Raw genomic sequence first — 22,173 nt, forward strand, 5'->3', positions numbered from 1 at the left:
CCCCGCTTGTGCCATCTCATCCGCCTAACCTCCCTTCGTGGTTTACGGTAAAGGGACAGGGTTCGATGCGCATCTTGCAGGTATGTCTTCTCGTGGTTTTGACTCTCATCCCCGGTCTGACCGCAGCACAGGAACGCGACCGCCTGGATCATCGTGGCGAAGTTCTGGGCTGGGAGGGCGTCGGGCGGCTGGACACGTCTGCGGGCACCTGCACCGGTACGCTCATCGCGCGCGATCTCGTCCTGACAGCCGCGCATTGCGTGGTCGATGCCGCAACGCAGACCGTCCTGCCGCAACAGGCCATGCGGTTCCATGCAGGGCTGGCGCATGATTTCATCGCCGCCACCCGTGGCATCACGCGCATCGTTCTTGCAGACGGATATCTTGGGGCCACCAATGCCTCGCTGACCGATCAGGTCCGCACCGATCTTGCGCTGCTGCGGCTGGACAGCCCGATCTTCAGTTCCGAGGCCGAACCGTTCAAGCTTCATGACCGCGACATGGCCGTCGGATCGGTGACGCTCGTGTCCTACGGCAGGGGGCGGAACACGTCCCTGCAGCGCGAATCCGGCTGTCGGCTCAAGCAGACCTATCGCGGCGGGCTGATGACCTTTGATTGCGATGTCACCTTCGGATCGTCCGGCGCGCCGGTCTTTGTCAGCGATCAGGGGCGGTTGCGGATCCTGTCCGTGGTCTCGATGATGTCAACCGCGCCCGATGCCGACAAGGAGGCGATCGGCATGTCGCTGCCTGCCGCCGTCACTGCGATGATGCAGGACATGCGCAACGATGCCGCCCGCGCGCCGGTCACCGCCGGGGCGCGCCGCGTGACCGTGGGCGAACGCGCCGGTGGAGCGCGGTTCGTGAAGGTCGATTGATCACCGCGGCAAGGGCAGGGCGGTGTCGTCCTTGACCTGATCCATGACGATCTGGCTGTGCACCCGGCCGATGGAATCATGCGGCAACAGCACGTCCTGCACCAGCCGATTGAGCGCCGCGAGATCGGTGCAATAGACCCGGAAGATGTAATCCGCCTCGCCGGTCAGAGTCCAAGCCGCGACGATCTCTGGCGTGGTCGAGACCAGCCGTTTGATCGACTGGTGCGTGCCGTTGCTCTGTGCCCGTGTCTCGACCTGGATGAAGGCCTGCACGTTCAGACCCAGCCGCGCGGGGTTCAGTCGGCAGGGCGTGCCGGTGATGTAGCCTTCGGATTCGAGCCTCTGGCGGCGGCGGCTGATCTGGGAGGCGGACATGCCAAGCTGATCCGCCAGATCCTGCGCCGGGGTCTGACCATTGCGTTGCAGCAGCGCGAGCAGCTTGATGTCTTTGGGGTCGAGCGGTGCCATGCGGGCATTGTGCAGGTTTTCTTCAATTCATGCAAGTTTCACGCATGTTTGACGCCGATGCCCAACGAGATCGGTCACACCCTGCAGACACTTGGGCCTATTCTGATGCCAATCAAGGAGGATCTCATGGGACCATTTCCGCACGACGCACCGAAAGCCACGATTTCAATCGACAACCCCGCCGGGACCGACGGGTTCGAATTCGTCGAATTCGCGCATCCTGACCCGGACCAGCTGCGCGACCTGTTCACCAAGATGGGCTACACCCACACCGCCACGCACAAGACCAAGCAGGTCGAGCTTTGGCAGCAGGGGGACATCACCTACATTCTGAACAACGAGCCCGGCAGCCACGCCATGCGCTTTGTCGACGAACACGGCCCCTGCGCCCCGTCGATGGGCTGGCGCGTGGTGGATGCCAAACACGCCTATGACCGCGCATTGATGCTCGGAGCCACACCCTATGACGCGCCGGACAAGGTGATGGACGTACCTGCGATTGTCGGCATTGGCGGTTCGCTGATCTATTTCATCGACAGCTATTATCGGCAGAACCCCTATAACGCCGAATTCGATTGGGTGGCGACCGCCAATCCCGAAGGTGTCGGCTTCCATTACCTCGATCACCTGACCCACAACGTGCACCAAGGGAACATGGACACGTGGTTTGACTTCTACGGCAAGATCTTCGGCTTCAAGGAAATCCGGTTCTTCGACATCGAAGGCAAGCATTCGGGGCTGCGCAGCCGCGCGCTGACCTCGCCCTGCGGACGCATCCGCATTCCGATCAACGAAGATCGGGGCGAGACCGGGCAGATCGTCGAGTACCTCAAGCGCTACAAGGGCGAAGGCATCCAGCACATCGCGGTTGGTGCACGCGACATTTATGACGCAGTGGACGAGATCGCGTCACGCGGTCTGAAATTCATGCCCGCGCCGCCCGAGGCCTATTACGAGCTGAGCAAGGATCGTGTGACCGGCCATGAAGAGCCGATCGACCGCATGAAGAAACACGGCATCCTGATCGACGGCGAAGGCGTGGTCGGCGGGGGCGAGACCCGCATCCTGCTCCAGATCTTCTCGAAAACGGTGATCGGGCCGATCTTCTTTGAATTCATCCAGCGCAAGGGGGATGACGGGTTCGGCGAGGGCAATTTCAAGGCGCTCTTCGAGTCCATCGAAGCAGACCAGATCGAACGCGGCGTGCTCAAGGCCAGCTGACCTGCGCGGCGCGGCCCTCAGCTTGGGTCGCGCCAGCGGTTCACGATGGGATAGCGCCGGTCCAGCCAGAAGGCGCGTTTCGACAGGCGCGCACCGGGGGCGGACTGGAAGCGTTTGTATTCGCTGATGTAGAGCAGATGCTCGATCCGCTTGGCATCGGCGCGGTCATACCCCGCCGCCACGCAATCCGCGATGGATCCGTCCTCGTCGACGAGGATCTGCAAGATACCGTCCAGCACCGGGTAATCGGGCAGCGAGTCGCTGTCCTTCTGATCCGCCCGCAATTCGGCGGACGGGGGCTTGGTGATGATCGCCTCGGGGATCACGTCGCCCTCTGGCCCCTTCATCCAGTCGCGGTGATTGGCGTTGCGCCAGCGGCAGGCATCGAAGACGCGGGTCTTGTACATGTCCTTGATCGGATTGTAGCCCCCCGCCATGTCGCCATAGATCGTTGCATAGCCCACCGCGACCTCGGACTTGTTGCCGGTGGTCAGCAGCATCTCTCCGAACTTGTTGGACAGCGCCATGAGCAGCAGGCCGCGAATGCGCGACTGCACGTTTTCCTCGGTCAGGTCTGGTTTTGTGCCTTCGAACAAAGGTGCCAGCGTTTCGGTCACCGCGTCACGGGTTTTCCCGATCGGGACAAAATCGTACCGGCAACCAAGGTTTTCCGCGACCGCCTTGGCATCGTCCAGCGATCCCTGCGAGGTGTATTCCGACGGCAGCATCACGCAGCGGACATTCGCGGCCCCCAGAGCATCCACCGCGATGGTCGCCACGATGGCAGAGTCGATCCCCCCGGAGAGGCCCAGCAGCACCTGCTTGAACCCGGTCTTGGCCATGTAATCCCGCAGCGCGGTGACCATGACGCGGTAATCCTGTTCCATGGAGTCCGGGTGCCGGGCAAAATCACCGTCCAGCGCGCGCCAACCCGCATCGGAGCGTTCCAGATCGACATGGCTGATCACCTCGTCGAAGGTCGGCAGTTGCACCGCAGGCACACCGCCGGGGTTGAGCACGAACGATCCGCCATCAAAGACCTGGTCGTCCTGACCGCCCACCATGTTGAGGTAAATCAGCGGCAATCCGCTTTCCACCACGCGGGCGACCATGTGGTTCAGCCGTGTCTCGAACTTGTCGCGGAAATAGGGCGATCCGTTGGGCACGAGGATGAACTCCGCGCCACTTTCCTCAAGCGCCTCGACCACGTCGGGATACCATGCATCCTCGCAGATCGGCATGCCGATGCGGACGCCGTTGATGGCCACCGGCCCCTGCATCATGTCGCGCGAGAAATGGCGCACCTCATCGAAGACGTTGTAATTGGGCAGGAAATACTTGTGCACCACCGACGCGATCCGGCCACCCTGAAGCGTGAAGTAGCTGTTGTGCAGCTTGAGATCCTCGCCCACGGACGGGCCGCCGATACACAGCGCGGGACCATCGGCGCAGGCGGCGGCAAGGGCTGCGATTTCGGCCTGCACAGCCGCCACGAAGGCGGGCTTCATGATCAGGTCCTGCGCCTGGTAGCCGGTGATGAACATCTCGGGCAGCGCCACGACGTCGGCCCCGGCAATCCTGGCCGCGTCCCATGCCGCGCGCGCCTTGGCGGCGTTGCCCGCAAGGTCACCGACTGTTGGGTTCAACTGCGCCAGAGTGATGCGGAACCGGTCCGACATGGGCCATCTCCCTTTCCCGATATCGCCGGTGACATAGCAGAACCCCGCGTAAGGGAAAGTCACTTGTCGGTGGCAGGCCGGATAAGAGATTGTCTGACCCCGCCGCCTCGCTTAGGTTTCGGGCAGGACGTCTTGGCAACGGACATGAGTGGGATAGCAGACAGATGAGACCGGGCAGCAAAGTCATTCTGGGTGCGGCCATAGCACTGTCGCTCGCGCTGGGCGCGCAGGCGCAGGATGGCGAGGTTCAGACCAAGCAATACGACGATGGCGGTGTCTACGAGGGCACGTTCCTCAACGGGTTGCAGCATGGCACCGGCACCTACCGGCTGCCCAACGGCTACGAATATACCGGCGACTGGGTCGAGGGCGAGATTCGCGGTGATGGGATCGCGCGGTTCCCGAACGGATCGGTCTATGAAGGCCAGTTCGTCAAGGGCAAGCCCGAGGGGATCGGCAAGATCGTGTTTGCAGATGGCTCGACCTACCAGGGCTCGTGGCTCGACGGGAAGATCACCGGGCAGGGCGTGGCGCTCTATGCCAACGGCGTGCGCTACGAAGGGTCGTTCCGCAACGCGCTGCACCACGGGCGCGGCACGATGCAAAGCCCCGGTGGCTATGTCTACGAGGGCGATTGGGTCAACGGCGTCAAGGAAGGCAACGGCACCATCAGCTATCCAGACGGGTCGGTCTACGAGGGCCGCGTGGCAGATGGCGACCGCGAGGGGCAGGGCAAGCTGACCATGCCGGACGGCCTGACCTATGTCGGCATGTGGAAAGACGGCCAGATTGACGGCACCGGCACGCTGACGCAGTCCAACGGCGATGTCTACGAAGGCGAATTGGTCGCCGGGCGTCGCAATGGTCAGGGCACTGTGCGCTATGCCAATGGCGATGCCTATGAGGGCGAGTTCAAGGACGATCTGCGCCACGGACAGGGGACGTTCATCGGCACCGACGGCTACCGCTACGAAGGAGCGTGGGTCGCCGGACAGATCGAGGGCCTGGGCAAGGTCACCTATCCGGACGGATCGATCTACGAGGGCCAGTTCCGGGGCGATCTGGCGAACGGTGAGGGCAAGATCACCTATCCAGACGGGTCCACCTATGAAGGCGCCTGGGTCGATGGCGTGATCGAAGGCGAGGGTCGCGCGGTCTACGCCAATGGACTGGTCTACGAGGGCGAATTCAAGAACGCCCGCAACCACGGCTTTGGCGTGATGACCTATCCCGATGGCTACAAGTACGAGGGTGAATGGCTTGACGGCCAGCGCCACGGTCAGGGCACCGCGACCTATACCGATGGTACCGTCTATGTCGGCCAGTTCGCGGAGGGGCAGCGTCACGGTCAGGGCGAGATCACCATGGCAGATGGGTTCAGCTATGTCGGAGACTGGCAGAACGGCGAGATCAGCGGTCAGGGGACCGCGACCTATGCCAATGGCGATGTATACGAGGGCACGTTCCTCGATGGCAAGCGGCAGGGCACCGGCACCATGCGCTACGCGTCGGGCGAAGAGGCGACCGGCGAATGGGTCAACGGGGCGTTGACGGACGGGTAGGACAAAGTTTGCAAACTCGGCGCGCGGGTTTGCAAACTACTCCCACCAGCGATCCACCTCGGCAATCTCGTCGTCAGACCAGCCAAAGTGATGCGCGATTTCATGCACCACGATATGGGTCACCAGATCCTGAAGCGTGACAGAATTTCGGTCGCGCCATTCGGCAAGGATCGGTTCGGCGTACAGCCAGACCCGATCCGGAAAGGGTGACGGGTCACCCGCGGATTTCTCGGTCAGGGGAATCCCGTCATAAAGCCCGGTGAGTTCCAGCGGATCGTCGATCTCGAGATCTTCGAGGATATCCTGCGGGGGCCAGTCCGTGACCTCCAAGAGCACATCCTGACACAGATCCCGAAACGGCAAAGGCAGCCCGGTCAGGGCTGCCTCGGCGTAGCGTGTGATGTCGTCGATATCATCTTGCGCGGTCATGCGGGTATCAGCACCGCGCAGGGTGACCGCGTCAAGATGCGATCAGAGCAACAGCTGGTAGCTGTGCGGCACGTAGTGGAAGCCGTCACCGCGCGTTTCGACATAGCCCACACCCGGGAAGGGCATGTGGTAGCCGATGAACGGGACGGAGTCCGCAGCCAGCATGCCCAGCACGCTGCGGCGCGACGCGGCGGCGGCGGCCTTGTCCATGTCGAAGCGCACTTCCCAATCCGGGTGCGCCAGCGACCAGACATAATGGTTGGCCAGGTCCGCGAGGATCAGCAATTGCTGGTCGTTGCTGTCGAGCATGTAGGTCATGTGACCCGGCGTGTGGCCGAAGGCGGCCTTTGCGCTGATGCCGGACGTGACGCTGTCGCCATCGCCAAGGAACGACATTTTCTCGGCCAGCGGTTTGACGTTGTTGGCAAAGCCTTCGTTGTCGGTCCCGGACCAATGGTCGAATTCGGCCTGCCCGGTGATGTAGGCGGCATTGGCGAAGGTCTCGGCGCCATTGGTCATCAGGCCGCCAATGTGATCGCCGTGCATGTGGGTCAGCACGACATGCGTCACGGCGTCGGCGGAATAGCCCGCCATCTCGACCGCCTGTGTGGTGGCCGCGCCATCAAGGCCGGTGTCGAAGAGGATCAGCTCGGCGCCAGTGTTGACGAGCGTGGGCGTGAAGAAGAACTGCGCCTTGTCGACGGGAATGCGCGCTTCGGCGGAAACGGCCGCGAATTCGTCGGCACCGACATTCATGCCGAAAATGGTCTGCGGTTCTTCGACGGTGCGGCTGCCGACCAGCATCGTGGTGACTTCGAAATCGCCAACGCCAAAACGGTTGACGCGGGGAATCTGCGGTCCCTGTGCGTGACCTGCGGCGTTCGCCTTGGTGAAGCCAAGACCAGCGGCCATCGGGATGGTGGCTGCGCCGGCAAGAAGCGCACGGCGTGACATGGAATGTTCGGACATATTGGTCTCTCCCCTGTTTCAATGAGCGAAGTGTAGCGGTCCTTTGCAACAAGAAGAGTGCCTTCACGCCAACGTGATTGTGCATTCGCGCAGCCTGTTGGTGCGGGGGTTTCTGGACAAAAGCACGCTGTTATGGGAAAGCGCGACCCAACAGGAGTCTCATCCCATGATCACCACCCGTTTCGCGCCGTCGCCCACCGGTTACATCCATGTCGGCAACCTGCGCACCGCCTTGTTCAACCACCTGATCGCCCGAAAGTCCGGCGGCACGTTCATCCTGCGGATCGACGACACCGATCCCGAGCGCTCGAAAGAGATCTATGTCGATGCGCTCAAGCAGGATCTGGAATGGCTGGGCCTGACATGGGACCGGGTCGAACGGCAGTCGGAACGGCTGGACCGCTACCGCGACGCGGCCGACAGGCTGCGCGAGATGGGGCGGTTCTACGAGGCGTTCGAGACCCCGACCGAACTGGACCTCAAGCGCAAGAAGCAGCTGAACATGGGCAAACCGCCGGTCTATGACCGCGCGGCGCTGGCGCTGTCGGACGACGACAAGGCCAAGCTGCGGGCAGAGCGGGGGGATGGCGTCTGGCGCTTCAAGCTGGATCAGGAACGGATCGAGTGGACCGACGGCATCCTTGGCGACATTTCCATCGACGCGGCCAGCGTCAGCGATCCGGTGCTGATCCGGGCGGATGGTCAGATCCTCTATACGCTGGCGTCGGTCGTGGATGACACCGAGATGGGCGTGACCCATGTGGTGCGCGGATCGGACCATGTGACCAACACCGCGACGCAGATCCAGATCATCCGCGCGCTGGGCGGCACTGTGCCGTCCTTTGCGCACCATTCGCTGCTGACCGGCCCGCAGGGCGAGTCGCTGTCGAAGCGTCTTGGCACGCTGGCGTTGCGCGACTTGCGCGAGCAGGGAGTGGAACCAGAGGCGCTGCTGAGCCTGATGGCGCGGCTGGGATCGTCGCAGCCGGTGGAGTTGCGGCTGACGCTGGACGAGATCGCGGACGGCTTCGATCTGGGCCAATTCGGCTCGGCCCCGACCAAGTTCGATTTCGAAGACCTGTTTCCGCTCACCGCGCGCAAGCTGCACGCGCTGGACTACGGCGTGATGAAGGACGATCTGACCGCGCTGGGCGTGCCCGAGGACAAGGCCGAGGCGTTCTGGACCGTCGCGCGTGAAAACATCACCACCCGGCATGACATCGCCGCGTGGTGGACCCTATGCGCCAACGGGGCCGAACCGCTGGTCGCGGACGAGGATGCCGAGTTCATCGCCGAAGCCATGGCGCTGTTGCCCGAGGGGCCGCTTGGACCGGATGCATGGGGCAGCTGGACCAACGCGGTGAAAGAAGCGACGGGCCGCAAGGGCAAGGGTCTGTTCATGCCGCTGCGCAAGGCGTTGACCGGACAGGAGCGGGGGCCGGAAATGGCCGATCTGCTGCCGCTCTTGCAGACCATTCCGGCGCGGAAGCTGGCGAAATCCTAAGCGCCGTTGGCCTTTTCCTTTAGCATTGCGAGGTGCTCCGGGTCGTCGATCCTGCGTTCGATGATCCGAAGCGCGCTTGCGCGGGTGGACTCGGCGGAATGTGCAAGATCGCGCCAATCGCTCTTGCTCAGCCGGTTGGCCGCCTTGAGCATTTGCGCCATCACGTCAAAGCGGTTGCCGCCGTCCTCCATCAGGCTGTCATAGCCATCGTGCAACAGGTCCCCGGCCGTGACGGTTCCGATGATCACCCGGTCATATAACGGGGTGGTGTCGCGGTCTTCGGCGCACATCTCCGTGCCAAGCTGCCACAGGATGCGTTCGATCCGGTGGATCACGTCGATCGCGGTGCCGGGATCGTTGACGCCGGGCGACAGGGCGCGCGACGCCACTTCTGACAAGATGACAAGGCCAAAGCGGGCATCCTGTTCGACGGTGCGTTCATCCCCCAGGGTGAAATTCTCGAGCAGCGTGTCAAGGTCGCAGTCGCCGTGAACATATCCAAGCGGTGTGCCTTTCAGAACCCAGCTGCCAGGCGGGGTGGTCACCCACAGGGTTGCATCACCATCAGCAAGCTGTCCGTTCAATTCGCCAAGGCTGATATATTGCACAAAGCCCGTCACGGGCGACATCAGCACGCTGGCATCATCGGGCGCGGGGGGCGCATTTTTCGCCGGACGCGCCCCAAGGTTGGGTGTCTTCGCCAGGCTTTCGAGCGGTTGCCGGGCAGCAGTCTCGACCGCGGTCAGCGTGTGGTGCAGGCTGCCCAACTGGCTGAGATGCGCGATCCAGCGCAGGATCGCCACGACGATCATCACGATGCAGACCATCGTCATTGCGAACACGATGACGGCTGCTGATTCGCCGTACAGCTTTGCCCGGAACATCACGATCGAGGCCAGCGAGAACAGAAAGGCTCCGACGAAGACCGACATCACGTTCAGCGTCGTCATGTCCTGCATGAGGATGCGGTAGACCCGTGGGGTGGCCTGACCGGCGGCTGACCTGAAGGCCTGCACCATGATGCCCAGCGAAAAGGTGGTGACCGCCAGCATCGACGAGGCGAGGATGTTCAGGATCGGCAACACCGCATCGCGCGAGAACCTTTCGACCATCCATTCCGGAAGCGACTGGTCCAGCAACGGCGCGATCAGCGCAACCAGAAGCGCCGCAGCCCCGAACGCTGAAATCCGGATGCCGGGACGGCGCCAGAGCCTGCTGAGCCAAAGAAGGACCCGTTCGCGCATCAGGTCGAAACCTTGGCGCGCACGGTCAAGAGCATGTCGTCGACAAAGCCTTGCTCGGTCGCGGTGAGGCGCTGCGCCCGCGGATAGATCGGCGCGTCGCGGTCATTGAGCACAGGCGTGTTCCAGCCTTCGGTGCTGGCGCAGAACCGCGCGGCGCCGGCTTGACCGAATTCGCGCAGGTACCCTTGCAGCACCGCGTCGACATAGCTGAGCAGGATCGGGTGATCGGCGTCCGGCGGCGCCGAATCGTGCGGCGGGATCGCGTAGATCGAGATATCGCGCACATCGTTTGCTGCGTGCTCCACCGCATCGGTCACCGCCAGCCGCGCATAGGAAAACTCGCGCGCATCCAGCGCCACCCAATCATCGTTGGGAACCGGCGCGATGACCCCGTCGATCGTGCTGTCGCTGTCGGCAATCACCGACAGGAACGCGGCGGGGCGGTTCGGGGCCCGTTGCCAGATGCGTCGCCACCCGGTGATCCGGGAGGCGTGGATCGGGGTGAACGCATGGGTGTTGCGGTTCACCAGCGATCCGTAGCCGAAAAAATGGGGATGCTTCACGAGGCGGTCTGCTTTGGTGCGGTTGATGTATGTCAAAGACAGCTTTGCACGAATGGCTAGGTTTGGCCAACCGATCTGAAAGGATGAGTGTCGTGCGCGTCACCAAACGGACCAATATCGCGATGCGCGTGCTCATGTTCTGCGCGGCCAATACGGGACGTCTTGTCACCAAGGCGGAGATCGCGAGGTGCTGCAACGCGTCGGAAAACCACCTCGCGCAGGTGATCAACCAACTGGGTCAGCTTGGCTTTCTGCACACTCAGAGGGGCCGCAATGGCGGGCTGGAACTGGGTCGCCCGGCGGACGAGATCAAGATCGGCGACGTGTTTCGCGTGCTTGAAGCGCCGGTGCCTCTGGCCGAGTGTTTTGCCGATGTCGACAACACCTGCCCTCTCAAGGATGCCTGTCGCCTGCGCACCGCGCTGACCGAGGCCGTCGAGGCGTTCTACCGGTCGCTTGACCCGATCACGCTGGATGAATTGGTCTGCAGCAATGTCGATCTGCTGGACATCCTGAACCCCGAACGGGCCTGCGCCGCGCGCGAGGCCGCATTGGCGGTTTGACCCTTGAGGCCGGGATGAATTCGGTCTACCACTCGCTGCATCCACGATGGGAGAACCGGTTCGACCGGTGCCGAAGGAGCAACCGCCCCCGGAAACTCTCAGGCAGACGGACCGTCGCGGACATAGACTCTGGAGAGATTTCGGGCCTGACCCGGAACGCCGAAGGGATAACGATCTCAGGCGAAAGGACAGAGGGGGCATAGGACGACCGCGTTTCTGCGCGGATTGTAATATGCCGGTTGTCGTTCACATGCACCCGGTCGAACAGGAAGGGATGCCGCGTGAGCGATCTGAAACGCACACCGCTCTACGATCTGCACATCGCGCTGGGCGCCAAGATGGTGCCGTTTGCAGGCTACGAAATGCCCGTGCAATACCCGATGGGTGTGATGAAGGAACACCTTCAGTGCCGTGCGGCTGCCGGGCTGTTCGACGTGAGCCATATGGGGCAGGTGGTGCTGCGCGCCGCTGACCCCGAGCGGGCCAAGGCCGCGCTGGAGCGGCTCATTCCGCAGGATGTGCTGGGTCTGGGCGAGGGGCGACAGCGCTACGGGTTTTTCACCAACGACGCGGGCGGAATCGAGGATGATCTGATGTTCGCCAATCGGGGCGATCACCTGTTTGTCGTGGTCAATGCCGCCTGCAAGGACGCGGATGTGGCGCGGCTGCGCGCGGCACTTGAGCCGGAGGTGACGGTCAAGCTGCTGGAAAACCGGGCATTGCTGGCGGTGCAGGGGCCGAAAGCCGAGGCGGTGCTGGCAGAACATCACCCGATGGTGGCCGAGATGCGGTTCATGGATGTGGCGACGGTGCCGATTGCGGGCGCGGAATGCTGGGTCTCGCGGTCCGGCTACACCGGCGAGGACGGATACGAGATATCCGTGCCTTTGGCGGCCGCCAAAGATGTCGCGCAGGCGCTTCTGGCGCACGAGGATGTGGAACCCATCGGCCTTGGCGCGCGGGATTCGCTGCGTCTGGAGGCCGGGCTGTGCCTCTACGGGCATGACATCGACGCCACCACCTCGCCGGTCGAGGCAGGGCTGACATGGGCCATCCACACCGTGCGCCGCGTCGGTGGCGACCGCGAAGGCGGGTTTCCCGGTGCGGGGCGTGTCCTGCCCGAGATCACCGAGGGCGCGGCGCGCAAGCGTGTTGGTCTCTTGCCCGAGGGCCGCGCACCCATGCGCGACGGGACGGTGCTTTTTGCCAGCGCAGAGGCAGATACGCCCGTAGGCACGGTCACATCCGGCGGATTTGGCCCGACCTTGGGCGCGCCGGTTGCGATGGGATATGTCGACGCTGCCCATGCCGGGGTCGGCACCGCACTTTTTGGCGAGGTGCGGGGCAAACGTCTTCCTGTTTCTGTTGCCAAACTGCCCTTCGTGGCGGCAGGATTCAAACGATAATCACTCCAAGAGGAACCATATGAAATTCACCGAAGAACATGAATGGCTGCGCGTCGAAGGTGACGAAGTCGTGGTGGGAATCACGGCGCATGCGGCGGAGCAATTGGGCGATGTTGTGTTTATCGAACTGCCCGAAGAAGGCACGATGGTCAGCAAGGATGACGAGATCGTCGTGATCGAGTCGGTCAAGGCGGCGTCCGACATCCTTGCGCCGCTGGATGGCGAGATCACGGAAGTGAACGAGGTGCTGGTCGACGAGCCCGGCAAGGTGAACGACGACCCCGAGGGCGAGGCATGGTTCTTCAAGATGAAGATCGAGGACATGTCGGCGCTGGACGACATGATGGATGAGGCCGCCTACAAGAAATACATCGGCTGATCCGGCCGGGCGGGTCTTTGGGCCTGCCCGTCCTTTGCCCAACGGAGCGCCGGTCGGAGCCGTTGCGTGGGCATATTTGGAAAAAGAAGAAGCAGGGGACGGTGCGCCGTTCCCGACTGCAAGGAGAGCGACATGGGTTATGATGCCATCGACTATCTGCCATATGATTTTGCCAATCGGCGTCACATTGGCCCATCGCCTGCGGAGATGGCCAAGATGCTGGCTGTGGTGGGCGTGTCGACGCTTGACGATCTGATCGCGCAGACGGTTCCCGAAAACATCCGGCAGGAGGAACCTCTGGATTTCGGCAAGGCGCTGTCGGAGCGGGAATTGCTGCATCACATGCGCGAGACAGCGTCGCAGAACGAGGTTCTGACCTCGCTGATCGGCATGGGCTATCACGGCACGGTCACGCCGCCCGCGATCCAGCGCAACATCTTCGAGAACCCGGCCTGGTACACGGCCTATACGCCGTACCAGCCGGAGATCAGCCAAGGGCGTCTCGAGGCGCTCTTGAACTACCAGACCATGGTCAGCGACCTGACGGGACTGGAGATCGCCAACGCATCTCTGCTGGACGAGGCGACGGCCTGTGCCGAGGCGATGACGATGGCGCAGCGGGTGGCGAAATCGAAGGCCACCGCGTTCTTTGTCGATGAGAATTGTCATCCGCAGAACATCTCGGTGATGAAAACCCGCGCGGCACCCCTGGGGATCGAGGTGATCGTCGGCGATGTGGCCGATCTGGACCCCGACGCGGTGTTTGGCGCCATTTTCCAGTATCCCGGCACCTACGGGCATCTGCGGGATTTCACGGATGATATCGCGCGTCTGCACGATGCCAAGGCGATTGCGGTCATGTCCGCCGATCCGATGGCGCTGTGTCTGCTCAAGGAGCCGGGCGCGATGGGGGCTGATATTGCCGTTGGATCGACCCAGCGCTTTGGCATTCCGCTGGGCTATGGTGGGCCGCATGCCGCTTACATGGCGACGCGCGATGACTACAAGCGCGCGATGCCGGGGCGGATCGTGGGCATCTCCATCGACAGTCATGGCAACAAGGCCTACCGCCTTGCGCTGCAGACGCGCGAACAACACATCCGCCGCGAGAAGGCGACATCGAACGTGTGTACGGCGCAGGCGCTTCTGGCAGTGATGGCCGGGTTTTACGCGGTGTTCCACGGCCCCAAAGGATTGCGCGCGATTGCGCAGCGCATCCATCGCAAGACCGTGAGGTTGGCCAAAGGGCTGGAGGCGGCGGGCTTCAACGTGGAGCCAGAGGCCTATTTCGACACGATCACCGTGGATGTGGGCCTGTTGCAGCGCGGTGTCTTGCAGGCGGCGGTGCGCGAAGGGTTGAACCTGCGGGCCGTCGGAAAGACGAAGATCGGGATCACGCTGGACGAACGGGCGCGCCCTGCGACCATCGAAGCTGTGTGGCGGGCCTTTGGATTGGTGAAGGCGGATGATGACCTGACGCCGGAATACCGCTTGCCGGACGGGTTGATCCGGACCTCGGATTATCTGCAGCACGACGTGTTCCACATGAACCGCGCCGAGACCGAGATGATGCGGTATATGCGCCGTCTGGCGGATCGCGATCTGGCCTTGGACCGCGCGATGATCCCGCTTGGGTCGTGTACGATGAAGCTCAACTCTGCGGCCGAGATGATGCCGGTAAGCTGGCGCGAGTTCGCGGACATTCACCCGTATGTGCCAGACGACCAGGTGCGCGGATATCACGCGCTGATCGGTGATCTGAACGCGAAACTGTGCACGATCACGGGGTATGATGCAATTTCCATGCAGCCCAACTCGGGCGCGCAGGGGGAATATGCAGGGCTGTTGGCGATTGCCGGGTATCACAAGGCCAACGGGCAGGGGCATCGCAACATCTGTCTGATCCCGGTGAACGCGCACGGAACGAACCCGGCTTCTGCGCAGATGGTCGGCTGGAAAGTCGTGCCGGTGAAGTGCGACGACAATGGCTCCATCGACCTGGATGATTTCCGCGCCAAGGCCGAACAGCATTCCGAGAACCTTGCCGGGACGATGATCACCTACCCGTCCACCCATGGCGTGTTCGAAGGCACGGTCAAGGATGTGTGCGCGATCACTCATGAGCACGGTGGGCAGGTCTATATCGACGGTGCGAACATGAACGCGATGGTCGGACTGTCGCGCCCCGGCGATCTGGGCGGCGATGTGAGCCACCTGAACCTGCACAAGACGTTCTGCATCCCGCATGGCGGTGGTGGGCCGGGCATGGGGCCGATTGGCGTCAAGGCGCATCTCATCCCGCATCTGCCGGGCGATCCGGTGTCGGGCGACGGTGCGGTGTCTGCGGCCCCGTTCGGGTCGCCGTCCTTGCTTCCGATCTCGTGGGCCTATTGCCTGATGATGGGCGGCGAGGGCCTGACGCAGGCGACGCGGGTGGCGATCCTGAACGCCAACTACATCGCGACGCGGCTCGAAGGGGCGTTTGACGTGCTCTATCGCGGAGAAAAGGGACGTGTGGCGCATGAGTGCATCCTCGACGTGCGACCTTTCGAAAAGACCGCCGGTGTCACGGTCGAGGACATTGCCAAGCGGCTGGTGGATGCCGGGTTCCACGCACCCACGATGAGCTGGCCGGTGGCTGGCACGCTGATGGTGGAGCCGACGGAATCCGAGACCCAGGCCGAACTGGACCGCTTCTGCGATGCGATGCTGGCGATCCGCGAGGAAATCCGCGCGATTGAAACGGGCGAGATGGACCGCGAGGCAAACCCGCTCAAGCTGGCGCCGCACACGATGGAAGACCTCGTGCGGGATTGGGATCGGCCCTACAGCCGCGAGCAGGGGTGTTTCCCTCCGGGCGCGTTCCGGGTCGACAAGTACTGGCCGCCGGTCAACCGGGTCGACAATGCCTACGGAGACCGGCACCTAGTCTGCACCTGCCCGCCGATGGAGGACTACGCGGAGGCGGCGGAATAAGCGTGCCCGCTGTGGAACTGCCGCGCAAAGGCGGGAAAAAACCGAATGTGCTGTTGCAACACGTGGCGCAGCACTAGGTTAGTTAGGTATGAGACACATTTTTCGGAAATTGAAGAAACGGCTGGGCGGCGGGCGGGCCAAGACACTGACCGCCGAACAGAAGGTGGTCCCGGTTGTGACCGTGTCCGAGTATCGGGGCAATCTGGCGCTGAAAGATGACCTTGCGCAGCATCGCCGGTATACGGCGCATTTCGAGGACCTTCAGAATTGACCAAGCCGATCCTGATCATGGGGGCCACCTCTGGCATCGGACGCTGCGCGCTGGACGAGGCGGTGCGTCGGAACCTGCGGGTGCGGGCCTTTGCCCGCAGCGCTGACAGTCTCGCACCGTCGGGCCTTGTGGAACCGTTCAAGGGCGATGCGACCTCTGCCGAGGATGTGACGCGGGCGCTGGCGGGTGTTCTGGCTGTGATCTATGCGCTGGGCATCACCGAGCGTCTGGCGATGCTATGGCAAGAGGAAACGCTGTTTTCCGAAACCACGCGCACCCTGCTGGACCAGATGGCGCAATCGGATGTGTCGCGGCTTGTTGCGGTCACGGGCTTTGGCGCGGGGCGCAGCAAATCCGCGATGAGCTGGATCGAACGCATGGGGCATCGCGCCATTCTGGGCAAGCCCTATGCCGACAAGGACCGGCAGGAGGAGATGATCGTCGGGTCTTCGCTGGAATGGACGATTGTCCGCCCTGTGATCCTGACAAAAGGCGCGCGAAGCACGGAGTATCGCGTCCTGCGCGACCCGAAGACTTGGCGTAACGGGTTGATCTCGCGGGCCAGCGTGGCGCATTACCTTGTCGACGCGGTCGAGCAGCGGCTGGATGTCAAGGCTGACGTGGTTCTGGCGCGATAGCGGCGGCTCAGTCGGCGTCGAGCAGGAACGACATCGCGTCCCGCACCCGGCCCCATGTCGCGGCATCAGAGGCAGCGAGCAGGTATCCCTCGCGCATCTGGGCGCGGTATTCCGACCCGTCAAGACAGGCGACATGGCCACCGGCACGCTGAACGATCAAAGCGCCTGCGGCATGATCCCAGGGTGTCAGGCTTGCACAGAGCACGAAATCCACATGCCCCTGCGCCACCATGCGGAATTCGTGCGCCGAACAGCGCAGCATGTAGAGTTGACGGAAGCGGGTCATGAGACCGGCCATCTGCGGGCGCTTGGCTTGGGGCAGGTTGTAGAAGGACGAAAACCCGCTGAGATCTTCGACTGGCCCGCCTTTGGACACCGACACGTTGCGGGTCGGGCGGCGGGGTGCGGTGATCTGCGCGGGGCCGCTTTCGTCTGCGATCAGAAGTTCATCGGTGATCGGATCATAGATCAGCCCGAACACCGGAATGCCGAAGCGGGTCATCGACAGGATCACGCCAAATGTGGCCAAGCCGTGCGCGAAATTCCATGTGCCATCCACCGGGTCGATGGTGAACGCCATCTCGGCGTCAGCCAGTGCCGCGACCTTTTCATCGGTCACGGTTTCTTCGCCGACCATCAGCGCGTTGGGGAACATCGCCAGCAATCCGCGCACGATCATCTTTTCCGCGTCCCGGTCTGCAGCGGTCACCACATCCATCGGGCCGGATTTCTGGTCGATGTCGGTGTGCGCAAGTGTCCGGAAGCGCGGCAGGATCTCGGCCCGCGCGGTGCGGCGGACAAGGTTGATGATCTGGGTGCGCTGGGCCGGGGTCAGCGGGGCGGGGATCGTCATGGGAAGGCTGTCGGACATGGGGCGACTCGGCTCCTTGTGGCGGTTAGCCGGGGGATGCCAAGGGAATGGCCTCAGGGCAAGGTGGTATATTGCCGTGTGAGGCGCCTTTTGGCGTTCGCCAGCGGGGTCATTCCCGCGCCCTGAGCACCTGCGCCGGGCGCGCCGCCAACGGACGCCATGCAAAGATCAATCCCGCGAGAAGCGTTGCCAGCACGCCACCCACCACGATGCCAAGCGCCGAAGGCCAGACGACGGCAAAGCTGCTGTCCATGATGAAGGTCGTCACCGCCCAACTGCCAAGAATGCCCGCGCCCAAGGCGACGATGCCAGCGCCGCCCCCCAGTAATGCAGAGCGCAGCGCAAAGCTTTGCAGGATGCGGGCGCGGCTGGCCCCGAGGGTTTTGAGCACCGCTGCCTCGTAGGTGCGCGCGCCTTCACCGGCGGCTGCCGCCCCGATCAGTACCAGAAACCCGGTCAGAAGGGTTGCGGCAGCGCCCCAGCGCACGGCGGCGCTGATCCCTTCGAGCAGCACGCTCACCCGGTCGATTGCATCGCGTACCGAGATCGCGGTGATGTTCGGAAAAGCGGTCGCCAGTTCGCGCAGGATGCGGGCCTCGTCCTCGGAGGAGGCATAGACGGTCGAGATGAACGTGTGCGGCGCGCCTTGCAGGGCGTTGGGCGTCATGGTCAGGACAAAGCCCATCCCGGCAGTCGAGAAATCCACATCCCTAAAGCTTGTGATCGTGGCGTTGATGTCGCGTCCCAGCACGTTGACGGTGAGCCTGTCGCCCAGTTCGAGGCCCATTTCCTCGGCCTCTTCGATGGCAAAGCTCACTTCTGCGGGTCCGTCATGATCGGGCTGCCACCATTCACCGGCGACAACTCGCGTGTTCGCATCGGGCTGTGCGGCATAGGTGATGCCCCGGTCGCCGGTGACGACCCAGTGATCGCCCGCGACTTCGCGCGCCGGACGGTCGTTGATTTCGGTGATCACGCCGCGCAGCATCGGTGCGGTGTCGATGCGGGCGACGGCGGGATCGTTTTCCAGCATCTCGACATAGAGCGGCATCTGGTCGGGTTGGATGTCGACGAAGAAATAGGCGGGTGCCACCTCGGGCACGTCGCGGTCGATGGCGGTGCGGAGGTTCCCGTCGATCTGGCCGACGGCGGCCAGCACTGACAGGCCAAGGCCCAGAGACAGCACGACGGGGGCCGCCGCATCGCGCGGACCACCGATCGAGGCAAGCGCCCAACGCCAGACGGGATGGCCGCGTGTCGCCTTGGTCGAGCGTTTGGCGATCCAGCGGATGGCGATGGCTGCGATGACCAGAACGATCAGCGATCCGATCAGGCCACCGGCGGTCCAGAGAGTCAGGAACGGGCTGCCCGAAAAGAACCCCGCCACACCCACCAGCAGGCCCAGCAGCACCAGCGTCGCAATCACATAGCGCCAAGCGGGCAGAGTCTTGCCGCCGTCCAGCGCATCGCGGAACAGCATCGCGGGACGGATGTCTTCGGTGCGGGCCAGCGGCCATAGGGTGAAGACCAGCGCTGTCAGGATGCCGTAGAGTGCAGCCTCGATCAGCGGGGCGGGGTGGATGGTGAAGATTGCGGGCACCGGCAACGAGGCGCTGATGACGGGACCAAAGAGGATCGGCACCATGGCACCCAGCCCAAGGCCAAGAACGATCCCCAGAAGGCTGAGCGCGCCGATCTGCAGGAAGTAGGTCTGGAAGATCGTGGCACGGGTCGCGCCAAGGGTACGCAGCGTGGCGATGACACTGGTCTTGCTGGCGAGATAGGCGCGAACGGCGGCAGAAACACCGATGCCGCCCACTGCAAGGCCCGACAGGCCGACGAGGATCAGGAAGGCACCCAGCCGCTCCACGAATTGTGCCACACCGGGTGCGCCATTGCGGGCATCGCGCCAGCGCAGGCCACTGCTGGGAAAGGCCGCTTCGGTCGCGGTTTCAAGCGTGTCCAGATCGCTGTCGGGGGGCAAAAGCAGACGGTACTCGGTTTCATAAAGCGTGCCCGGCTGCAGCAAGCCCGCGTCACGCAGCGCGTTCGTGGTGACCATCGTGCGGGGCCCAAGCGAAAAGCCGGAGGCGGAGCTGTCGGGTTCCGTCACGAGGATCGCGGAGAGGGTGAAATCCTGCGTGCCAAGGCGGAAACTGTCGCCGGGGTTGAGGCCCAGACGATCCGCCAAGAGCGGTGCCATCACCGCGCCGGGTTGGGTGCCCTCACCTGCCAAAGCCTCTGCGAGGGGCATCGGCGGATCAAGCACCACCTCGCCGGTCAGGGGATAGGCGCCGTCCACCGACTTGACCTGCGTGAGCGCGCGTTCGGCTTCGCCCTCGGGGTCTCGGACGACCATCGACCGGAAATCGGTGATCTCGGAAATGCCGGTCGATATCCCTTCGAGATAGGCGCGTTCTTCGGGGTCGGCAAAGCGGTAGGTGAATTCGACCGACGCGTCGCCGCCCAGAAGGATCGAGCCTTGCGCCTCAAGTCCCGACTGGATTGCTGACCGGACCGATCCAACACCGGCGATGGCCGCCACGCCCAGTGCGAGACAGGCGAGGAAGATGCGAAACCCCTTGAGGCCGCCCCGCAATTCCCGGCGGGCGAAACGGGCCGCTGTCCGGAGCGCCATTATTCAGCCGCCTTGAGCGCTTCGTCGGAGATGTGTCCATCGGTCAGCCGCACGACGCGCGAACATTTCGCCGCCAATTCGCGGCTGTGGGTCACAAGCACCAGCGTGGCGCCGTGCCGGTCGCGCAGACCGAAGAGCAGGTCGATGATGGCCTGACCGTTGACGCCATCGAGGTTGCCGGTGGGTTCATCCGCGAGCAGGATTTCCGGACGGGTGACCGACGCGCGGGCCAATGCGACGCGCTGCTGTTCGCCGCCGGACATCTGTGCGGGGTAATGATCGGCGCGATGGGCGAGGCCCACCGCCTCAAGCTCGGCCTCGGCGCGCGCATAGGCGTCTTTCGCACCGGCAAGCTCCAGCGGGGTGGCGACGTTTTCCAGCGCGGTCATCGTGGGGATCAGGTGGAAGGACTGGAACACGATGCCCATGTGATCGCGCCGGAACCGGGCCATCTTGTCCTCGTCCATCGCGGTCAGATCCTGACCCAATGCGACGACGCTGCCGGAACTGGCGTTTTCCAGTCCGCCCATCACCATCAGCAGCGAGGACTTGCCGGACCCCGACGGGCCTATCAGCCCCAAAGTCTCGCCCTTGTGAACGGAAAGCGTTATCCCGTGCAGGATCTCGACCATTCCGGCATTGCCTCTGAGGCTGAGCGTGACATCTTTGAGATTGAGAACTGGCTGGGTCATTGGGTACGGAGCTTTATCATGTTTCACTCCTTCACATATGGGGCATCACTTGTGCTGAGCAAGATGCGCATGGCGGCTGTGTGCCTATGCACAGTGACAGCAGCTCAGGCCGACCCGGTTGAAGTGCTTGCCTTGGGCGACAGTCTGACCGCCGGTTACGGTCTGATTGATCAGAACGGGTTTGTGCCCAAGATGCGCGTCTGGCTCGAGGAGCAGGGGCTTGACGTGCGCCTCGTGAACGCGGGCGTGTCTGGCGATACGACGGCAGGCGGTCTGTCGCGGGTCGAGTGGTCGCTGACCCCGGCGACAGAGGCGGTGATCGTGGCATTGGGGGGCAATGACCTGTTGCGGGGCATTGATCCGGCGGTGTCGCGGGCCAATCTCGAAGGCATCCTGAAGATTGCACGGGACAAGGGGCTGGATGTGCTCATCGTGGGCATGGAAGCGCCGGGAAATTACGGCCCCGACTACAAGGCCGAGTTTGACGCCATGTATCCCGAACTGGCGGAAACGTACGACGCGCTTTATTTTCCGCGGTTTTTTGAAGGGCTGTACACGGTCGGTGACACACCGGCCGACTTGCGTGACGTGATGCAGCTGGACGGGATTCACCCCAATGCCGAAGGCGTCGATCTGATCGTGGAAGCGATGGGGCCTGCCGTCGCAGATTTGGTCAGACGCGCCTCGGAGTGAGCGCACCTAGACATCTGGCCTGTCAACATTTGCGAAAAAAAAGTGTCTCACGGGCGACGCGCAAGCCGCCCGTTCGCGATATCTTCCTTGGTCAGGTGGCAGCCGAAAATGCACCGGAACCAAGGTATTGGGCTGGAAACAGCCCCAATCAGGGTCAAGCGAGCGAGATGTTCACCGCCGCTTCGCGACCATCCCGACCTGATTCGAGGTCGAAGGTCACTTTCTGATTGTCGGCGAGCCCTGTCAGCCCGGACCGTTCCACGGCCGAGATGTGGACAAAGACGTCCTTGCCGCCGTTATCGGGCGCAATGAAGCCGTAGCCTTTGGTGGTGTTGAACCATTTGACGGTGCCAGTGGCCATCCGTTCTACTCCTGTCTGTCCTATCTTCCGCCGGGCAAGACGGCCCGACGGGCGCGGTCAGTCAAAATCGCTTAACTGAGCCGTGTCGGAGCAGTGGTCGATATTGGTAACTTCGCCCTCTAAGTCTTCCCGTGATTCCAAAAGGGACGCAAGAAAAAAGCCATGCTT

At 63.2% G+C, this 22,173-nt stretch carries 21 protein-coding genes and 2 riboswitches; of the genes, 11 read left to right on the forward strand and 10 right to left on the reverse strand.

What is annotated here, in order from left to right; genetic code table 11:
• Window positions 1-92: 92 nt before the first annotated feature.
• Entirely contained in the window at window positions 93-878 is a 786-nt protein-coding gene (locus IEV82_RS12015; RefSeq protein WP_229747771.1) for a trypsin-like serine peptidase, read from the forward strand.
• On the opposite strand, the gene IEV82_RS12020 is transcribed toward IEV82_RS12015, so the two are convergent.
• Window positions 879-1,346 (reverse strand): Lrp/AsnC family transcriptional regulator, encoded by a 468-nt coding sequence (locus tag IEV82_RS12020; RefSeq protein WP_188482272.1) that lies wholly within the window; start codon window positions 1,344-1,346, stop codon window positions 879-881.
• 126 nt (window positions 1,347-1,472) lie between these two features.
• On the opposite strand from IEV82_RS12020, the gene hppD reads away from it, so the two are divergent.
• Window positions 1,473-2,567, forward strand: a complete 1,095-nt coding sequence (gene hppD, locus IEV82_RS12025) for a 4-hydroxyphenylpyruvate dioxygenase (protein WP_188482273.1) — start codon at window positions 1,473-1,475, stop codon at window positions 2,565-2,567.
• A gap of 17 nt (window positions 2,568-2,584) precedes the next feature.
• On the opposite strand, the gene IEV82_RS12030 is transcribed toward hppD, so the two are convergent.
• Complete coding sequence (locus tag IEV82_RS12030; protein WP_188482274.1) at window positions 2,585-4,246, reverse strand: NAD+ synthase; 1,662 nt, start codon at window positions 4,244-4,246, stop codon at window positions 2,585-2,587.
• A 164-nt stretch (window positions 4,247-4,410) separates the two neighbouring features.
• On the opposite strand from IEV82_RS12030, the gene IEV82_RS12035 reads away from it, so the two are divergent.
• Window positions 4,411-5,808, forward strand: coding sequence for an MORN repeat-containing protein (locus tag IEV82_RS12035; protein ID WP_188482275.1), 1,398 nt, complete (start codon window positions 4,411-4,413; stop codon window positions 5,806-5,808).
• A gap of 36 nt (window positions 5,809-5,844) precedes the next feature.
• Here the strand turns inward: IEV82_RS12035 and IEV82_RS12040 are convergent, their stop codons facing one another.
• Window positions 5,845-6,237, reverse strand: a complete 393-nt coding sequence (locus IEV82_RS12040; RefSeq protein WP_188482276.1) for a metallopeptidase family protein — start codon at window positions 6,235-6,237, stop codon at window positions 5,845-5,847.
• A gap of 42 nt (window positions 6,238-6,279) precedes the next feature.
• Window positions 6,280-7,206 (reverse strand): MBL fold metallo-hydrolase, encoded by a 927-nt coding sequence (locus tag IEV82_RS12045; protein ID WP_188482277.1) that lies wholly within the window; start codon window positions 7,204-7,206, stop codon window positions 6,280-6,282.
• Between the two features lie 166 nt (window positions 7,207-7,372).
• On the opposite strand from IEV82_RS12045, the gene gltX reads away from it, so the two are divergent.
• On the forward strand, window positions 7,373-8,710 hold the full coding sequence (gene gltX, locus IEV82_RS12050; protein ID WP_188482278.1) for a glutamate--tRNA ligase: 1,338 nt from the start codon (window positions 7,373-7,375) through the stop codon (window positions 8,708-8,710).
• Here the strand turns inward: gltX and IEV82_RS12055 are convergent.
• Window positions 8,707-9,954 (reverse strand): DUF2254 domain-containing protein, encoded by a 1,248-nt coding sequence (locus tag IEV82_RS12055; RefSeq protein WP_188482279.1) that lies wholly within the window; start codon window positions 9,952-9,954, stop codon window positions 8,707-8,709. The two genes, gltX and IEV82_RS12055, sit on opposite strands and share 4 nt — an antisense overlap.
• Window positions 9,954-10,517, reverse strand: coding sequence for a gamma-glutamylcyclotransferase family protein (locus IEV82_RS12060; protein WP_188482280.1), 564 nt, complete (start codon window positions 10,515-10,517; stop codon window positions 9,954-9,956). Before IEV82_RS12060 ends, IEV82_RS12055 begins: the two co-directional genes overlap by 1 nt.
• 92 nt (window positions 10,518-10,609) lie before the next feature.
• Here IEV82_RS12060 and IEV82_RS12065 point away from each other — a divergent pair, with 92 nt between their 5' ends.
• The 6 genes from IEV82_RS12065 (at window position 10,610) to IEV82_RS12090 (ending at window position 16,750) form a co-directional block, all read left to right on the forward strand.
• Window positions 10,610-11,080, forward strand: a complete 471-nt coding sequence (locus IEV82_RS12065) for an RrF2 family transcriptional regulator (RefSeq protein WP_188482281.1) — start codon at window positions 10,610-10,612, stop codon at window positions 11,078-11,080.
• 37 nt (window positions 11,081-11,117) lie between these two features.
• Window positions 11,118-11,204: riboswitch (glycine riboswitch) on the forward strand.
• 3 nt (window positions 11,205-11,207) lie between these two features.
• Window positions 11,208-11,274, forward strand: a riboswitch (glycine riboswitch).
• A gap of 87 nt (window positions 11,275-11,361) precedes the next feature.
• Complete coding sequence (gene gcvT / locus IEV82_RS12070; protein ID WP_188482282.1) at window positions 11,362-12,486, forward strand: glycine cleavage system aminomethyltransferase GcvT; 1,125 nt, start codon at window positions 11,362-11,364, stop codon at window positions 12,484-12,486.
• A gap of 19 nt (window positions 12,487-12,505) precedes the next feature.
• Window positions 12,506-12,865, forward strand: a complete 360-nt coding sequence (gcvH, locus tag IEV82_RS12075; protein WP_188482283.1) for a glycine cleavage system protein GcvH — start codon at window positions 12,506-12,508, stop codon at window positions 12,863-12,865.
• A gap of 132 nt (window positions 12,866-12,997) precedes the next feature.
• Window positions 12,998-15,841: an aminomethyl-transferring glycine dehydrogenase gene (gcvP, locus tag IEV82_RS12080; RefSeq protein ID WP_188482284.1), complete on the forward strand. Its 2,844-nt coding sequence runs from the start codon at window positions 12,998-13,000 to the stop codon at window positions 15,839-15,841.
• A gap of 88 nt (window positions 15,842-15,929) precedes the next feature.
• Entirely contained in the window at window positions 15,930-16,112 is a 183-nt protein-coding gene (locus tag IEV82_RS12085; protein ID WP_188482285.1) for a hypothetical protein, read from the forward strand.
• A complete protein-coding gene (locus IEV82_RS12090) occupies window positions 16,109-16,750 on the forward strand; it encodes an NAD(P)-dependent oxidoreductase (RefSeq protein ID WP_229747772.1) in 642 nt (213 codons plus the stop codon). The genes IEV82_RS12085 and IEV82_RS12090 overlap by 4 nt, the downstream gene beginning before the upstream one ends.
• 7 nt (window positions 16,751-16,757) lie before the next feature.
• Here IEV82_RS12090 and IEV82_RS12095 read toward each other — a convergent pair whose 3' ends face one another.
• The 3 genes from IEV82_RS12095 to IEV82_RS12105 all read right to left on the reverse strand — a co-directional run bounded on the left by IEV82_RS12095 (window position 16,758) and on the right by IEV82_RS12105 (window position 20,951).
• On the reverse strand, window positions 16,758-17,621 hold the full coding sequence (locus tag IEV82_RS12095; protein WP_188482286.1) for an inositol monophosphatase family protein: 864 nt from the start codon (window positions 17,619-17,621) through the stop codon (window positions 16,758-16,760).
• 109 nt (window positions 17,622-17,730) lie between these two features.
• A complete protein-coding gene (locus IEV82_RS12100; RefSeq protein ID WP_188482287.1) occupies window positions 17,731-20,259 on the reverse strand; it encodes an ABC transporter permease in 2,529 nt (842 codons plus the stop codon).
• A complete protein-coding gene (locus tag IEV82_RS12105; RefSeq protein WP_188482288.1) occupies window positions 20,259-20,951 on the reverse strand; it encodes an ABC transporter ATP-binding protein in 693 nt (230 codons plus the stop codon). Before IEV82_RS12105 ends, IEV82_RS12100 begins: the two co-directional genes overlap by 1 nt.
• Window positions 20,952-20,969: 18 nt before the next feature.
• On the opposite strand from IEV82_RS12105, the gene IEV82_RS12110 reads away from it, so the two are divergent.
• Window positions 20,970-21,644 carry an arylesterase gene (locus IEV82_RS12110; RefSeq protein ID WP_188482289.1) on the forward strand — a complete coding sequence of 225 codons (675 nt, stop codon included), beginning with the start codon at window positions 20,970-20,972 and terminating at the stop codon, window positions 21,642-21,644.
• A gap of 154 nt (window positions 21,645-21,798) precedes the next feature.
• Here the strand turns inward: IEV82_RS12110 and IEV82_RS12115 are convergent, their stop codons facing one another.
• A complete protein-coding gene (locus tag IEV82_RS12115; RefSeq protein ID WP_085628237.1) occupies window positions 21,799-22,005 on the reverse strand; it encodes a cold-shock protein in 207 nt (68 codons plus the stop codon).
• Window positions 22,006-22,173 lie beyond the last annotated feature (168 nt).

Source organism: Marivita lacus, from assembly GCF_014637725.1.
Taxonomy (GTDB): Bacteria; Pseudomonadota; Alphaproteobacteria; order Rhodobacterales; family Rhodobacteraceae; genus Marivita; species Marivita lacus.

What these genes read in the sequence shown, in the direction of transcription:
- IEV82_RS12020 (WP_188482272.1), bottom strand. Translation starts at nt 1,346, where the DNA reads ATGGCACCGCTCGACCCCAAAGACATCAAGCTGCTCGCGCTGCTGCAA.
- hppD (WP_188482273.1), top strand. Translation starts at nt 1,473, where the DNA reads ATGGGACCATTTCCGCACGACGCACCGAAAGCCACGATTTCAATCGAC.
- IEV82_RS12030 (WP_188482274.1), bottom strand. Translation starts at nt 4,246, where the DNA reads ATGTCGGACCGGTTCCGCATCACTCTGGCGCAGTTGAACCCAACAGTC.
- IEV82_RS12035 (WP_188482275.1), top strand. Translation starts at nt 4,411, where the DNA reads ATGAGACCGGGCAGCAAAGTCATTCTGGGTGCGGCCATAGCACTGTCG.
- IEV82_RS12040 (WP_188482276.1), bottom strand. Translation starts at nt 6,237, where the DNA reads ATGACCGCGCAAGATGATATCGACGACATCACACGCTACGCCGAGGCA.
- IEV82_RS12045 (WP_188482277.1), bottom strand. Translation starts at nt 7,206, where the DNA reads ATGTCCGAACATTCCATGTCACGCCGTGCGCTTCTTGCCGGCGCAGCC.
- gltX (WP_188482278.1), top strand. Translation starts at nt 7,373, where the DNA reads ATGATCACCACCCGTTTCGCGCCGTCGCCCACCGGTTACATCCATGTC.
- IEV82_RS12055 (WP_188482279.1), bottom strand. Translation starts at nt 9,954, where the DNA reads ATGCGCGAACGGGTCCTTCTTTGGCTCAGCAGGCTCTGGCGCCGTCCC.
- gcvH (WP_188482283.1), top strand. Translation starts at nt 12,506, where the DNA reads ATGAAATTCACCGAAGAACATGAATGGCTGCGCGTCGAAGGTGACGAA.
- gcvP (WP_188482284.1), top strand. Translation starts at nt 12,998, where the DNA reads ATGGGTTATGATGCCATCGACTATCTGCCATATGATTTTGCCAATCGG.
- IEV82_RS12085 (WP_188482285.1), top strand. Translation starts at nt 15,930, where the DNA reads ATGAGACACATTTTTCGGAAATTGAAGAAACGGCTGGGCGGCGGGCGG.
- IEV82_RS12095 (WP_188482286.1), bottom strand. Translation starts at nt 17,621, where the DNA reads ATGTCCGACAGCCTTCCCATGACGATCCCCGCCCCGCTGACCCCGGCC.
- IEV82_RS12100 (WP_188482287.1), bottom strand. Translation starts at nt 20,259, where the DNA reads ATGGCGCTCCGGACAGCGGCCCGTTTCGCCCGCCGGGAATTGCGGGGC.
- IEV82_RS12105 (WP_188482288.1), bottom strand. Translation starts at nt 20,951, where the DNA reads ATGACCCAGCCAGTTCTCAATCTCAAAGATGTCACGCTCAGCCTCAGA.
- IEV82_RS12110 (WP_188482289.1), top strand. Translation starts at nt 20,970, where the DNA reads ATGTTTCACTCCTTCACATATGGGGCATCACTTGTGCTGAGCAAGATG.
- IEV82_RS12115 (WP_085628237.1), bottom strand. Translation starts at nt 22,005, where the DNA reads ATGGCCACTGGCACCGTCAAATGGTTCAACACCACCAAAGGCTACGGC.